Genomic DNA, 15585 nt, shown 5'->3' on the forward strand with positions numbered 1-15585 from the left:
ATATGAAGATAAAGAACAACATAAAGCTTTTAAGTTTCGCAGCGATGTTTTTTACCAGTACATCGTTGACCGCACAAACAGTGATTAACAACCCCGATGATGACGAAATAGAGGTCGACAGCCTGTTCGTCCCCATCGAGGATGAAATCTCTGTACTAGACAAGGAAGGCAACGAGGAATTAATCGAGTTCCCCGAAGCCATGACATTCAATCTCGACAGTCTCCTCAGTTTATATATGTCGAAAGCCTATCTGAGTCCAGGCGACTGTCAGATGAAGGACGAGAACCCCACGTACACCCCAGAAGAATATATTGAACGTCTGCGCCGTATGCCAACCGTCATGGAGATGGGGTATAACGATATTGTACAACGCTTTATCGACCGCTATATGGGACGCTTGCGCCATTCAGTCAGTTTTATGCTGGGTGCAGCCAATTTCTACGTACCTATTTTCGAGGAAGCACTTGAAGCCTATCAGGTACCATTGGAATTGAAGTATCTGCCCGTGATTGAGAGTGCCCTTAATCCCAAAGCAGTTTCACGCGTGGGAGCCACTGGCTTATGGCAGTTCATGTTAGGTACAGGTAAACAATACGGACTGGAAGTAAATTCGCTGGTCGACGAACGCCGAGACCCTCTCAGAGCATCGTATGCTGCTGCGCGATATCTACGCGACCTGTACCGTATCTTTGGCGATTGGAACCTGGTAATTGCTGCTTACAACTGTGGACCAGGCAACATCAATAAGGCCATACACCGCGCTGGCGGTGAGAAGGACTATTGGCGCCTCTACCCCTACCTGCCCGCAGAGACTCGTGGTTATGTACCTGCTTTTATTGCAGCCAACTATGCCATGACATATTATTGCGAGCACAATATCTGCCCCATGAGTACACGTCTGCCACTACAGACCGACACTGTAGTAGTAAACCGCGATGTACATCTTGAACAGATTGCTGCCGTACTCGAACTGGATATTGAGATGTTACGTTCACTGAATCCTCAGTACCGTCGTGATATTGTACCAGGAAATACCAAGAAATACGCGATCCGCCTGCCCATGGCCGATGCCGTGCGATTTATCGACATGCAGGACTCTATCTACAACTACCGTACCAGCGAATTACTGACTAAGCGTTCTGTTGTAGATGTTAACGACGACCAGCCCACTTTCCGCAGCAAAAAGAGTGTACGTCGTGGTCGTACAAGTGCCCGAAAGGCGCGTAATGCGCGCCGAGGCAGAGCTGCTGTATCCAAATCAAAGAAGCGCAGTTCAAAAGGCAGAAGCAGAAGCCGTCGCAGAAGATAACTAATTTTGTTCAAATATGATGGATGTAGAAGAGAAGCAGTTAACCCAGGAGGAAAAAGATGATCAGATGATTAATGCGGCGTTCGAACATTTGTTGAACGACTATATTTCATCGCGCCATCGCAAGAAAGTCGACATCATTACTAAGGCTTTCAACTTTGCGCGCCAAGCTCACAAAGGGGTGCGCCGACTATCAGGCGAGCCATATATCATGCATCCCATTGCCGTGGCACAAATTGCATGCTCAGAGGTGGGACTTGGCTCTACGAGTATCTGCGCCGCTCTACTGCACGACGTGGTAGAAGACACCGACTATACAGTGGAGGACATCTCGAACATCTTTGGCGCCAAGATTGCCCAGATTGTCGACGGACTAACCAAGATTAGTGGTGGCATATTCGGTGAACAAGCCTCTGCACAAGCCGAAAATTTCAAGAAACTGCTACTCACTATGAGCGATGACATACGTGTCATCATCATCAAGATCTGTGACCGACTACACAATATGCGTACGTTGGATAGCCAGCCAGCCAACAAACAGTATAAGATTGCTGGCGAGACGCTATATATCTACGCCCCTCTGGCCAACCGCCTGGGACTGAACAAAATCAAGACCGAGCTCGAGAATTTGAGCTTCAAATTCGAGCACCCTGACGAATATGCCAACATCGAATCGAAACTGCAACTCTCAAGTGAGGAACGCGACACCCTATTCTCGCAGTTTACCTCACCCATCGAGACAGCCCTGCAACAAATGGGCATCAAATACGAAATAAAGGAGCGCGTCAAGACCCCTTATTCTATCTGGAATAAGATGCAGAACAAACATGTTAGCTTCGAAGAAATCTATGATATTCTGGCAGTACGTATCATCTTCACCCCCAATAACCGTGAAGACGAAGTTAACGAGTGTTTCAAGATTTATGTTGCTATTTCAAAGATATACAAATCCCATCCCGACCGTTTGCGCGATTGGCTTAGTCAGCCAAAGGCCAACGGCTACCAGGCCCTGCATGTCACACTGATGTCGAAAACCGGTCAGTGGATTGAAGTACAGATCCGTTCGGATCGTATGGACGAAATCGCAGAGCAGGGATTTGCTGCCCATTGGAAATATAAAGATGGTATTGAAGAGGAGTACACAGAGGACGAGAATGAGCTTAACGAGTGGTTACGTACAATCAAAGAGATTTTGGACGACCCACAACCTGATGCCATGGACTTCCTCGACACCATCAAATTGAACCTCTTCGCCAGCGAGATATTCGTGTTCACCCCCAAGGGAGAAATCCGGACCCTGCCTGCAGGATGTACCGCACTCGACTTCGCATTCTCCATTCACACCTTCCTGGGTAGCCATTGTATCGGTGCCAAGGTAAACCACAAACTGGTTCCCCTGAGCTATAAGCTACAGAGTGGTGATCAGGTAGAGATTCTTACCTCAAAATCGCAGCATGTCAATGCAGGTTGGATCAACTTCGTATCCACCGCCAAGGCTAAAGCCAAGATTCAGGCCATCCTGCGTCGTGATAACCGCGAAACGCAACGCGAGGGAGAGGACATCTTAAACGAGTTCCTGAAGAAAAATGGTTTTGAACCTACTGTAGCACTGACCGACAAATTAGCCGATTTCCATGAATACACCAAACGTACGGAATTCTTCCAGGCTTTGGGTGAGAAGATTGTGCTACTGGGCGAAAAGGATATCGATGAGTTGAATGGTAAGAACAAAGACGACAACAGCAACTCCGGTTGGCGTAAGTTTGTACCCTTTGTCGGAAAGAAAAAGAAAGAAGAGCATTCTCGTCAGGACTTGTTTATCGTTCCTGAGAAGTTTAACCGCAAAAAGCCCGTCTACATCGCTGAGGAGAATATCAAGCAATTCAAGTTCATGGGATGTTGCCACCCCATCCCCGGCGACGATGCATTAGGATATATCAACAACAAGAATCAGATAGAAATCCATAAGCGTGCTTGTCCAGTGGCTGCTAAGTTGAAAACCAGCTATGGCAACCGCATCCTTGATATCAAGTGGGACATGCACCGAAAGCTTTATTTCGACGCCACCATCCGCATCAGTGGTATCGACCGTCTGGGCATGCTCAACGAAATCACGCAGGTCATCTCATCACAGATGAATGTCAATATCCACAAAATCCTCATCACCTGCGAAGAGGGTATTTTTGAAGGAACCATCGAGATGCACGTACACGATCGTGAGAACGTAAAGGCTATCATGGAGAATCTGAAGAAGGTACCCGATCTGAAGGAGATCTCAGAAATTATGTAAAACTACTTTATAAAATGAAAAAACTACTGCTATTACTGGCTATCATGGCCACATCTCAGACCGGATTTTCTGCCGGCAAGTACGACAACCCCGACACCCTTGTGGTAGCACGCGATGGAACAGGAGAATTCCGAAACATCGACGATGCCATCGAAGTGTGTCGCGCTTTTATGGACTACCACAAGGTCATCTATGTAAAAAAAGGCACCTACAAGGAAAAGCTCATCATCCCATCATGGCTTCAGAACATTGAAATCTGCGGTGAGGATGCCGAGAAAACCATTATCACTTTTGATGACCATGCCAACATCAAACGTACTGACAATGGCAAGCCCATGGGCACTTTCCGCACTTATACACTGAAGATTGAGGGTAATGCCATCACACTGAAGAATATAACTATCGAGAACAACTCTGCACGTTTGGGCCAGGCCGTAGCACTACATACCGAGGGTGACCGTCTGGTGTTTATCAACTGCAGGTTCGTAGGTCATCAGGACACAATATACACAGGTACTGCCGGCACACGCCTCTATTTCAAGGACTGCTACATCTGTGGCACCACCGACTTTATCTTCGGTCCTTCAACAGCATGGTTCGAGGGATGCACCATTGAGAGTCTGGTAAATAGCTACGTCACTGCAGCCTCAACTCCTCAGGATCAGCCATTCGGTTATGTGTTCAACAACTGCCGGCTTATTGCGGGCGGTACTGCCGAACAGTGCTACTTAGGTCGCCCTTGGCGTCCGTATGCTTACACGCTATTCATGAATTGTGAGTTGGGCGAACATATCCGCAGCGAAGGTTGGGAAAACTGGCGTAACCCCGAGAACGAGAAGACTACCCGCTATTTAGAATACAACAATCGCGGTGCCGGTGCTCAGCCTCAGCAACGTGTAGCCTGGAGTCATCAGCTCACCAAGAAAGAGGCGACAAAGATTACCCCCCAAGCCGTTTTTAACAGAAACGACGGTTGGAATCCTTGGAAATAACCAACACCTACCGTCCAACACCACTTTACTAATATAATAATAAGGTATATATATGAAGAAATTACTCCTACTAGTTTTAACCACTCTGCTGTCGGCTACTGTGTCGGCTCAGGAGCGCCCACTGTGGATGCGATTCTGCGCCATCTCCCCCGACGGCAAAACTATCGCTTTCTCGTATAAAGGCGACTTGTACACAGTTCCAGTTTCCGGTGGTACAGCTAAACAGCTCACCAGTAATCCTGCCTATGATTCCAACCCAGTATGGAGTCCTGACGGCAGTAAGATAGCTTTCGTATCTGATCGTGAGGGAGGCGCATTGAACCTCTTTGTCATTTCACGCGACGGCGGTCTGCCCTCACAGATTACTACCAGCAGTCACAGTAAGACGCCACTGGCCTTCAGCGACAACGGTCACTTGGTATTCAGCATGGCCGACATGCCAACACAGCAGTCGATTATTCCTGCAATGGCAAAATTTCCACAGCTCTACGAAGTGAGTATCAAGGGCGGACGTCCATACTTGTACTCTGCATTGGCAATGGCCGATATCAATATCAATCGCAAGACTGGCGATGTATTGTATCACAGCATCAAAGGTACCGAAGACCCCTTCCGTAAGCACCATCAATCGCCAGCCTGTCGCGACATTTGGATTTGGTCAAAGGGGAAATACACCAAGCTCACCACCTTCAAGGGTGAGGACCGTACACCTGTTTGGACTCCCGACGGCAAGGGATATTACTACCTGAGCGAGCAGGACGGTACTTTCAATGTATGGAAACGCAGTCTTGACGGTACGCAGACCCAACAGATTACACGTCATAAGACCAACCCTGTACGTTTCCTCACATCGTCTGCCGACGGCACTCTGTGCTACGGTTACGACGGTGAGATCTACACCCTCTGCGAAGGCGGGCAGCCTCAGCGTGTCAACATCAACATTGTCGGCGACCGCTCTGATCGTGATCTGATCCGACAGACACTCACAGGAGGCTGCACCGAGATATGCGCTTCCCCCAACGGTAAGGAGGTTGCCTTTATCGTGCATGGTGATATCTATGTAACTTCGGTCGATTATAAGACCACACGCCGTATCACCGATACACCAGAACTGGAGCGCAACATCACCTTCTCGCCCGACGGTACCCGTCTGGCCTATGCTTCTGAACGTAACGGATGCTGGAACATCTACCAAACCAGCATCGTTAACAAGAAGGATGAGAAATTATTCATCTATTCTACCGATTTGAAGGAAGAGCAGCTCACCAAGCATAACCACACATCGTTCTATCCTAAGTATAGCCCCGATGGTAAGGAGATTGCCTTCTTCGAGGATCGTGGTGCTGTACGTATCATTAATCTGTCATCAAAGCAGATCCGTACAGTGATGGATGGAAAGAACCTGTTCTCATACTCTGATGGCGACATTGATTTCGAATGGAGTCCCGATGGCCGCTATCTGCTGTCGAGCTATTACGGCGACGGTGGCTATCACCACGATGACATCGCCTTGCTCGATGCATCCGGCAAAAAGAAACCCTACAACCTCACCAATAGCGGTTATACCGATTTCAATCCTCATTGGGTGATTGGCGGCAAGGCCATGCTGTTCAAGAGCAACCGCAAGGGTTACAAGAACCATGGCGGTCATGGCTATCATACCGACTATTACATCATGTTCTTCGACCTCGACGCTTACGAACGTTTCATGATGTCGAAGGAGGAAAAAGCGCTCTACGACAGCGAACAAAAGCAGAAGGGTAATACCGATACACCTTTTGAACTCGATCTGGAGAATGCACGCCAGCGTGTTGTTCGTCTTACTGCGCACTCTACCCGTCTGGGCGATGCTTTCCTTACCACAAAAGGTGATACTCTCTTCTATGAGGCAGCCTACGACGATGGCTATGATTTGTGGAAGTACAACTTACTAACCGACAAAAACGAGTTAATACTCAAAGGTTTAGGACAGGGTAACCTGATGACCGACAAAAAGCGCAAGAATCTATACGTGCTGAGTAAGGGTAACATCAGAAAGATTGATCTTGCCAAAGAAAGCCGTAGCGCCATCGACTTCGAGGCCGACTTCAACTATCGTCCATATGCAGAGCGCGAGTATCTGTTCAATCATATCTGGCGTCAAGTAAGCGATAAGTTCTACCGCGCCGACTTACATGGTGTTGACTGGGCTGGTTATAAGAAGATATATCAGAAGTTCCTGCCTCATATCAACAATGAGTACGACTTCCGCGATATGCTGGCCGAAATGCTGGGCGAGTTGAACGCCTCACACACTGGTGCCCGCTACTCTGCCAGCATCAAGTACCGCACAGCATCATTAGGCGTATTCTTCGACCAGAAATACAAGGGTGATGGTCTGAAGATTGCAGAAATCGTGAAAGGTTCGCCCTTAGCTGTCCGCAACACTGGCGTAAAAGCAGGCGACATCATCGAAGCTATCGATGGCACTCCTATCAAGGCTGGCGACGATTTCTATCCCTTGTTGGCTGGCAAGACAGGCAAACAGACACGCCTCACCATCAATGGTCGTAACGTGAATATCAAGCCCATCTCGCTTACTGCTTATAACAATCTGCTTTACGATCGTTGGGTAGAGCGTAACCGCCATCTGGTGGATAGTCTTTCTAAAGGCAAACTGGCTTACGTCCACATCCGTCAGATGAATGGCGACCGTTTCCGTGAGCTCTTCGAGGAATTACTCAACGAAGACAACCGCGAGCGTGATGCTGTGATTGTTGACGAGCGTCATAATGGTGGTGGCTATCTGCACGACGACCTGCGCGTTCTCCTCAGCGGACGTCAGCATTCACACTTCGTAGCCCACGGAAAATATCTGGGTATCGAGCCATCTGCTCAGTGGAACAAGCCTTCATGCGTCGTGATCTGCGAGGACGATTATAGTAATGCCTGCGGTTTCCCACGTCTGTTCCAGGATATGAAGATCGGTAATCTGATTGGTACTCCTATGGCAGGAACATCTACCAGTGTTTGGTGGGAGACACTCATCAATGGCATCGTGTTCGGTATTCCACAGGTTGGACGTATCGACGTACGCGGTGACTATGGTGAGAACACACCACTCTACCCTGACATCGAGGTATATAACGCACCTGAGGACTACCTTACCGGTCGCGACCGCCAGTTGGAGCGTGCCGTACAGGAGTTACTCAAGGAAGCTAAGGAGTTCAAAGAAAAGACCAAGGATGAGTTCGGAGGTCATAAGAAATAAATACAAATAATAATCCCCGCCGATTGGCGGGGATTATTATGTTCAAGTAGCATTACAACATGTCCAGATGCGATTTGAGTTTCTCAAGTTCTTCACGCACGCCAATCAGCATCTGCAATGCATCAGCCTTCGTCTGCGCACCTTGACGGTTTTTCTGCAACATCTCACGTGCAGCAGATATCTTGAAGCCGCGTACTTTCACCAGATTATGGATTAGCCGTACCTGCTCAATATCCTTTTCTTGATACTGACGGATTTTGGCTGGTCCAGAAGTCTTTGGTCTCAGAAACGAAAACTCCTGTTCCCAGTATCGCAGTGTACTCTCATTCAGATCGAACATCTCCGCTACCTCTCTGATAGAGTAATAAAGCTTAAAATTCTTTTTCAGATTCAGTGCCATAATTCAACTATTTTGCCGCAAAGATAAACAATTATATTGAATAAAGAAAAGAATTAAGATTATTTAAATAGGGTTGGCGTTTGCCAACCCTATCAATATACTTAAAGCTTTGCTAACTCAAGCACCTTGTCGACAGCTGCACTCAGGCCGTCGGCGTTCTTACCACCAGCCTGGGCAAAGTGAGGCTGACCGCCACCACCACCCTGGATGAGCTTGGCGGCCTCACGTACCATCTGACCGGCATTCAGTCCGTGGTCGCTTACCATATCATCACTCATCATGATTGAGAGCTGTGGTTTATTATTATCATGAGTACCCAATACACAGAGCAAAGAGCCCTCTACTGCTGCACGGATCTTGAAAGCCAGGTCCTTAGCGGCTGCAGGATTCATGGGGAGAACGGCAGTTACAACCTTAACACCATTCACCTCGCGGGCCTTTTCAACCAGCTGCTTAGCGGCACGCTCTACAGCCTGAGCCTGGAAGGCTTCAATCTCCTTCTTCATTGAGTCGTGTTCCTCAATATACTTCTTGATTACACCCTGCAGGTCCTTGGCATTATTGAAGAATGCCTTGACAGCCTTCAGGATATCCTCAGTCTGATACAGCAATTCCTCACACTCCTGACCGGTCTTAGCCTCAATACGACGGATACCGGCAGCCACACTGGCTTCTGAGATAATCTTAAAGAAACCGATGCGACCTGTTGAAGAAGCGTGGATACCACCACAGAACTCACAAGAAGGACCGAAACGAACTACACGAACCTTATCTCCGTACTTCTCACCGAACAGGGCAATAGCACCTAACTTCTTGGCCTCATCGAATGGTACGTCGCGGTGCTCGTCGATATGGATATCCTGACGGATCATATCGTTCACCATACGCTCTACCTCGCGCAGCTGCTCATCAGTAACCTTCTCGAAGTGTGAGAAGTCGAAACGCAGGGTGTCGGGACTTACAAACGAGCCCTTCTGCTCCACATGGTCACCCAGAATCTGCTTCAGCGCATAATCGAGCAGGTGAGTAGCAGTATGGTTAGCAGCCGAAGCGTTACGCTTGTCGGTATCCACACAAGCCATGAACTGGGCAGCGGGATCCTTTGGCAACTGCTTCACGATGTGAACGCTCTGACCGTTCTCGCGCTTGGTGTCGATGATGCTGACGGTCTCTGCCTCGTTAACGAGAACACCCTGATCACCAACCTGTCCACCCATCTCTCCATAGAATGGAGTGTTATCGAGAACCAGCTCATAGAACTCATTCTTCTTCTGTGTTACCTTACGGTAGCGGAGAATATGGCACTCGTATTCGGTATAATCGTAACCAACAAACTGCTGCTCACCGGCAGCCAGTTCTACCCAGTCGCTGTTCTCAACGGCAGCGGCATTACGGGCACGGTCTTTCTGCTTCTGCATCTCCACATTAAACTGCTCCTCGTTAACAGTAAAGCCGTTCTCACGACAGATAAGCTCTGTCAGGTCGAGAGGGAAGCCATAGGTATCGAACAGACGGAAGGCCTGAACACCATCGAGCTCAGTTTTACCCTCAGCCTTCAGCTGGCTCATAGCATCACTCAACATACCGATACCCTTTTCAAGCGTGCGCAGGAATGAATCTTCCTCTTCCTTGATAACTTTGGTAATCAGCTGCTGCTGAGCCTTCAACTCAGGGAAGGCATCACCCATCTCAGCTACGAGTGTGGGCACAAGCTTATGCAGGAAACCGTCCTTCTGACCGAGGAAGGTGTAGGCATAGCGTACGGCACGGCGCAGGATACGACGGATCACATAACCGGCCTTGGCATTAGAGGGAAGCTGACCATCTGCGATGGAGAATGAAACGGCACGGAGGTGGTCGGCACAAACGCGCATGGCAACATTGATGTCATCCTGCTCCTTGCTGATGGGGGTCTCTGTCTCTTCCTCGAAAGTGAAATATTTCAGACCGGTGAGCTGCTGCTCGGCCTTGATGATGGGCTGGAACACATCGGTGTCGTAGTTGGAGTGCTTACCCTGCATCATGCGGACCAGACGCTCAAAGCCCATACCAGTATCAATCACGTTCATACCCAGTTTCTCAAGACTACCATCAGCCTTGCGGTTGAACTGCATGAACACCAGGTTCCAGATCTCGATCACCTGTGGGTCGTCCTGATTCACCAGCTCACGACCGGTCTTGCCGCTGGCAGCCTTCTGCTCAGGTGTACGGCTATCTACATGGATCTCTGAACAGGGACCGCATGGACCTGTGTCACCCATCTCCCAGAAGTTATCGTGCTTGTTACCGTTGATGATGTGATCCTCGGGCACGTGCTTAGCCCAATATTTGGCGGCCTCATCGTCACGAGGAATATTCTCTTCGGGCGAACCCTCGAATACGGTTACATAGAGATCCTCAGGATTCAGTTTGAGCACATCAACCAGATACTCCCATGCCATATCGATGGCACCCTCCTTGAAGTAGTCGCCAAAGCTCCAGTTACCGAGCATCTCGAACATGGTGTGGTGATAAGTATCGTGTCCTACTTCCTCAAGGTCGTTGTGCTTTCCTGATACGCGCAGGCACTTCTGTGTATCCGCTCGACGGCGTGGCTCTGGATCGCGAGTACCCAGAATGATATCCTTCCATTGGTTCATACCTGCATTCGTAAACATCAGCGTTGGGTCATCCTTGATTACCATAGGTGCTGATGGTACGATAGCGTGCTGCTTCGACTCGAAAAACTTTTTGAATGAGTCGCGAATCTCATTTGCTGTCATCATCTTAATTTGACTATTTTACTATTTACTATTTATCAAATTGTTATTTGGGGTGCAAAGTTACGAATAAACGAGCGAAATACAAAATTTTACCCGCCTTTTTTATTGACTTTCAAAAAAAAATAGTACCTTTGCAGGCAAACTGAAAACCCCGTATTAAAGAATGGACGACGAGATAAAAGAAGTACAAGAGTCGGACCAGCACTCCGACTATAAGCCAAGTAACCGCTTTGATGCCGCAGCGGTTCATCATCTCAGCGGCATGTATCAGAACTGGTTTCTGGATTACGCCAGCTACGTAATCCTGGAGCGTGCCGTACCCCATCTGGGCGACGGTCTGAAACCAGTACAGCGACGCATCCTGCACTCCATGAAGCGCATGGATGACGGACGCTATAACAAGGTGGCCAACATCGTTGGTCACACCATGCAGTTCCACCCTCATGGCGACGCCTCTATCGGCGATGCGCTGGTACAGTTGGGTCAGAAGGATCTGCTCATCGACACACAGGGTAACTGGGGTAATATTCTCACTGGTTCAAGCGCAGCTGCACCACGATATATTGAGGCACGACTGAGTAAGTTCGCGCTCGATACGGTATTCAACCCGAAGACTACCGAATGGAAGATGTCGTACGATGGTCGTAACAAGGAGCCTATCACGCTCCCCGTTAAATTTCCATTGTTGTTGGCGCAAGGTGCCGAAGGTATTGCCGTAGGACTGAGTTCCAAGATCCTGCCCCATAACTTCTGCGAAATCTGCGATGCAGCTATCAGCTATCTGCACCAGCAGCCGTTTGCGCTGTACCCCGACTTCCCCACCAGCGGTAGCATTGATGTGTCGAAATATAACGACGGTCAGCGTGGTGGCGTCGTTAAGGTACGCGCTAAGATTGAGAAGATAGACCAGAAGACCCTGGTCATCCGTGAGATACCCTTCTCCAAAACCTCAGAAACCCTTCAGGATTCTATCGTAAAAGCTATCGAGAAGGGAAAAATCAAGGCCCGTAAGGTTGAAGACCTGACAGCCGCCGAGGTAGAGATTCAAGTACATCTGGCACCCGGCGTATCAAGCGATAAGACGATCGACGCCCTCTACGCCTTTACTGATTGCGAGGTAAGCATTTCGCCCAACTGTTGTGTTATTGAGGACAACAAGCCACAGTTCCTCACCATCAGCGATGTGCTGCGCCACTCGGTTGACCGCACCAAGGACCTTATCCGCCAGGAGCTGGAGATCCGAAAGGGCGAACTGTTAGAGCAACTGCATTTCCAGTCGCTGGAGCGTATCTTCATCGAGGAACGCATCTATAAGGACAAGAAATTCGAACAGGCACCTAATGTTGATGCTGTCTGCGAACATATCGACGAGCGATTGACCCCCTACTACCCACAGTTCATCCGCGAGGTAACGAAGGACGATATCCTGAAACTGCTTGAAATCAAGATGCAGCGCATCCTGAAGTTCAACAAGGATAAGGCCGACGAACTCATGGCACGTCTGAAGGCAGAAATCGAAGAGATTGACCGCGATCTGGCCAACCTGGTAGAGGTAACAGCCAACTGGTTCCAGTTCCTCAAGGACAAGTACGGCAAGGATCATCCACGTCTGACCGAGATCCGCAACTTCGACACCATCGAAGCCTCGAAGGTGGCCGAGGCCAACCAGAAGCTCTACATCAACCGCAATGACGGCTTCATCGGTACCGGTTTGAAGAAAGATGAGTTTGTTTGCAACTGTTCTGACCTCGACGATGTCATCATCTTCTACAAGGATGGTAAATACAAGATTGTACGTATCGCCGAGAAACTGTTCGTGGGCAAGAATATCCTGTATGTCAACGTGTTCAAGAAGAACGATCAGCGCACCATCTATAATGCCGTCTACCGCGACGGCAAGAAGGGACCGTACTATATCAAGCGTTTCAATGTGACCAGTATGACCCGCGACAAGGAATACGACCTGACGCAGGGCACCGACGGCTCACGCGTGATGTATTTCACTGCCAATCCGAACGGCGAGGCCGAGATCATCAAGGTCACACTCGACCCTTCACAGAACATCAAACGTGTATTCCTGGTAAAAGACTTCTCCGAAGTGCTCATCAAGGGACGCGCCTCAAAGGGTAATCTGCTCACGAAATATCAGGTAACCCGTATCGGATTGAAGAGTCATGGACACTCCACACTGGGCGGCCGCAAGGTGTGGTTCGACCCCGATGTGAACCGTCTGAACTACGATGATCACGGACAGATGTTAGGCGAGTTCTACGACGACGACCAGATTCTGGTCATCCTTACCAACGGCGACTATTATCTGAGTAACTTCGACTTGAACAACCACTACGAATCCAATATCCTGCGCATCGAGAAATACGATGCCGACAAGGTCTGGACAGCAATTCTCTACGATGCCGACAACCAGGGTTACCCCTATCTGAAGCGTTTCCAGATGGATGCCTCGAAGAAGAAGCAGAACTGGCTGAGCGACAACCCGTCATCACAGCTCATCCTGCTCACGGATACGCCATTCCCCCGCTTGTTAGTCACCTATGGTGGTGTCGACGCCTTCCGCGGCAGCGAGGAGATTGATGCCGAGCAGTTCATTGCGGTGAAAGGTTTCAAAGCCAAAGGTAAGCGCCTCACCACCTACCAGTTGGAGAATATCGAGGAGCTGGAGCCTACCCGATTCCCCGAGCCGGTATCAGAACCGAAAGAGGACGAGGGTGAAGAAGAAGAAAACCTCGACCCCGACGCCGGAAAATCAGAGCAACAGGTACGCGATGAGATTACCGGTCAGCTAAATCTATTTGATAATGAGGATTTTAAATAGTATCGTATTTATTTTGTGCGTTGCGGCTTCTACCGCAACCGCACAGAATAGAACGCACCTCATCGGCGCGGGCCCATCACGTCTGCTCGACACTTACCTCACCCCCGAGCACTTCAGCGGCACGGGATTTACCTATCTCTACATCCGCGACACCGCACCCACCGACACTATCCGTCGCTGGACCACCACCTACGAACACGAGACTGACTTCTCGAATACCAAGGATCGCAGTGGGAACACAGGACTCATAGAGGGTGCATACCACTTTTACTGGGCACGTTACTATAACTTCTCGCCCATCAAGGACCTACGCCTACAGGTAGGTGCCGTAGCCAATGCCAGTATTGGTTTTATCTACAACATGACCAGCAGCAACAATCCTGCACAGGCACGGGCATCGCTGAACATCACGCCGAGTGCTACTGCCAACTACCGCTTTCATATCCGTAAGCAGCGTTTCACCGCACGCTACGAACTCAACCTGCCATTGGTTGGCATCATGTTCAGCCCTAACTACGGTCAGAGCTATTATGAGATTTTCCAATTAGGCAACTACGATCATAACGCAGTGCCTACCACTTTCATCTCTGCCCCCACCTTCCGCCAGATGCTCTCTGTCGATTGGCACTACAGCACCCACTGGGCACTCCGTGCGGGCTATCTGGGCAACTACCAGCAGAGCAGAGTGAACAACCTCAAGAACCACATCTACACACACCGGTTTCTCATCGGTCTCACCCGCAGCCTATGAAAAAGTATATCCTTCTGTTCTTCTGTCTGATCAGTTTCTGTGCATGCGTGGATGAAGACGAATTTCCCGACACCCCGCAGGGCAACTTCGAGGCTCTTTGGCAGATTCTCGATGAGCACTATTGCTTCTTCGATTACAAGGCTATCGACTGGGATGCCATCCATGAGACATATAAGGTACGCGCGAACGACAACATCAATCGCGAACAGCTCTTTGAAGTGATGGCCGATATGCTCAGCCAACTGCGCGACGGTCATGTTAACCTCTACACCGCCTTCGACAATGGCCGCTACTGGAGCTGGTACGAAGACTACCCTACCAACTTCAGCGACTCATTGCAACGCCGATACTTAGGGACCGACTACCGTATTGCCTCCGGACTGCGTTATAAGATTCTCGACGACAATATCGGCTATGTGTATTACGGCAGCTTTACCAGTCCCATCGGCGAGAGCAATCTCGATGAGGTTATCGATCATCTGATGTTTTGTCAGGGCATGATTCTCGACATCCGTGGTAACGGTGGCGGCACCCTCACCACTGCCGAACAGTTAGCAGCACGCTTCTGTTTTGAGAAAACACTGGTAGGCTATATCCAGCATAAAACCGGAAAAGGACACAACGAGTTCTCGGCCGAAGAGCCGCAATACATCGAACCGTCGAGCAACCTGCGCTGGCAGAAGCCTGTGATATTGCTCACCAACCGAGGCGTGTTTAGCGCTGCCAACGAGTTTACCAAATACATGAAGTGCATGCCGCAAGTCAAGGTGGTGGGCGACCGGACCGGCGGAGGCAGTGGACTGCCCTTCACGGCTACACTTCCCAATGGCTGGACGGTGCGCTTCTCGGCTTGTCCCAGCTACGACCGCAACCACCAGCAGACAGAATTCGGCATTGCCCCCGACTACCAAGTAGGTCTTACAACCGAAGATTTCGTCAAAGGGCGCGACACAATCATAGAATTTGCCAGAAAACTTTTGGCGGAATAAAAAAAAAG

9 protein-coding genes are annotated in these 15585 nt (G+C 49.5%); 7 read left to right on the forward strand and 2 right to left on the reverse strand.

Annotated elements, in window-relative coordinates; translation table 11 throughout:
* Positions 1 to 2: 2 nt before the first annotated feature.
* From T495_RS0113940 to T495_RS0113955, 4 genes are read left to right on the forward strand one after another with little or no spacing between them, the layout of a single operon-like run.
* Positions 3 to 1310 (forward strand): lytic transglycosylase domain-containing protein, encoded by a 1308-nt coding sequence (locus T495_RS0113940; protein WP_081832148.1) that lies wholly within the window; start codon positions 3 to 5, stop codon positions 1308 to 1310.
* Positions 1311 to 1326: 16 nt separating this feature from the next.
* Positions 1327 to 3600, forward strand: a complete 2274-nt coding sequence (locus T495_RS0113945) for a RelA/SpoT family protein (RefSeq protein ID WP_028902464.1) — start codon at positions 1327 to 1329, stop codon at positions 3598 to 3600.
* Between the two features lie 14 nt (positions 3601 to 3614).
* A complete protein-coding gene (locus T495_RS0113950) occupies positions 3615 to 4592 on the forward strand; it encodes a pectinesterase family protein (protein WP_033149109.1) in 978 nt (325 codons plus the stop codon).
* Between the two features lie 52 nt (positions 4593 to 4644).
* On the forward strand, positions 4645 to 7842 hold the full coding sequence (locus tag T495_RS0113955; protein ID WP_033149110.1) for a DPP IV N-terminal domain-containing protein: 3198 nt from the start codon (positions 4645 to 4647) through the stop codon (positions 7840 to 7842).
* 52 nt (positions 7843 to 7894) lie between these two features.
* Here T495_RS0113955 and T495_RS0113960 read toward each other — a convergent pair whose 3' ends face one another.
* Together T495_RS0113960 and alaS are read right to left on the reverse strand one after the other, a co-directional pair.
* Positions 7895 to 8242: a MerR family transcriptional regulator gene (locus T495_RS0113960; protein ID WP_028902461.1), complete on the reverse strand. Its 348-nt coding sequence runs from the start codon at positions 8240 to 8242 to the stop codon at positions 7895 to 7897.
* A 101-nt stretch (positions 8243 to 8343) separates the two neighbouring features.
* Positions 8344 to 11007 carry an alanine--tRNA ligase gene (gene alaS / locus T495_RS0113965; RefSeq protein WP_033149111.1) on the reverse strand — a complete coding sequence of 888 codons (2664 nt, stop codon included), beginning with the start codon at positions 11005 to 11007 and terminating at the stop codon, positions 8344 to 8346.
* A 160-nt stretch (positions 11008 to 11167) separates the two neighbouring features.
* Between alaS and T495_RS0113970 the strand changes: the two genes are divergently transcribed.
* From T495_RS0113970 to T495_RS0113980, 3 genes are read left to right on the forward strand one after another with little or no spacing between them, the layout of a single operon-like run.
* Positions 11168 to 13837, forward strand: coding sequence for a DNA gyrase/topoisomerase IV subunit A (locus T495_RS0113970; protein ID WP_033149112.1), 2670 nt, complete (start codon positions 11168 to 11170; stop codon positions 13835 to 13837).
* Complete coding sequence (locus tag T495_RS0113975) at positions 13821 to 14588, forward strand: DUF3316 domain-containing protein (RefSeq protein ID WP_033149113.1); 768 nt, start codon at positions 13821 to 13823, stop codon at positions 14586 to 14588. Before T495_RS0113970 ends, T495_RS0113975 begins: the two co-directional genes overlap by 17 nt.
* Complete coding sequence (locus T495_RS0113980) at positions 14585 to 15577, forward strand: S41 family peptidase (RefSeq protein ID WP_028902457.1); 993 nt, start codon at positions 14585 to 14587, stop codon at positions 15575 to 15577. The genes T495_RS0113975 and T495_RS0113980 overlap by 4 nt, the downstream gene beginning before the upstream one ends.
* The last annotated feature ends 8 nt before the right edge of the window (positions 15578 to 15585 follow it).

The organism is Prevotella sp. P6B1 (assembly GCF_000702825.1).
In the GTDB taxonomy this organism is placed as follows: Bacteria; Bacteroidota; Bacteroidia; order Bacteroidales; family Bacteroidaceae; genus Prevotella.

Bases quoted from the DNA above. Each gene is read 5' to 3' on its own strand.
- T495_RS0113945 (WP_028902464.1), top strand. From the start codon at position 1,327: ATGATGGATGTAGAAGAGAAGCAGTTAACCCAGGAGGAAAAAGATGAT.
- T495_RS0113980 (WP_028902457.1), top strand. From the start codon at position 14,585: ATGAAAAAGTATATCCTTCTGTTCTTCTGTCTGATCAGTTTCTGTGCA.
- T495_RS0113975 (WP_033149113.1), top strand. From the start codon at position 13,821: ATGAGGATTTTAAATAGTATCGTATTTATTTTGTGCGTTGCGGCTTCT.
- T495_RS0113950 (WP_033149109.1), top strand. From the start codon at position 3,615: ATGAAAAAACTACTGCTATTACTGGCTATCATGGCCACATCTCAGACC.
- T495_RS0113955 (WP_033149110.1), top strand. From the start codon at position 4,645: ATGAAGAAATTACTCCTACTAGTTTTAACCACTCTGCTGTCGGCTACT.
- T495_RS0113970 (WP_033149112.1), top strand. From the start codon at position 11,168: ATGGACGACGAGATAAAAGAAGTACAAGAGTCGGACCAGCACTCCGAC.
- alaS (WP_033149111.1), bottom strand. From the start codon at position 11,007: ATGATGACAGCAAATGAGATTCGCGACTCATTCAAAAAGTTTTTCGAG.
- T495_RS0113940 (WP_081832148.1), top strand. From the start codon at position 3: ATGAAGATAAAGAACAACATAAAGCTTTTAAGTTTCGCAGCGATGTTT.
- T495_RS0113960 (WP_028902461.1), bottom strand. From the start codon at position 8,242: ATGGCACTGAATCTGAAAAAGAATTTTAAGCTTTATTACTCTATCAGA.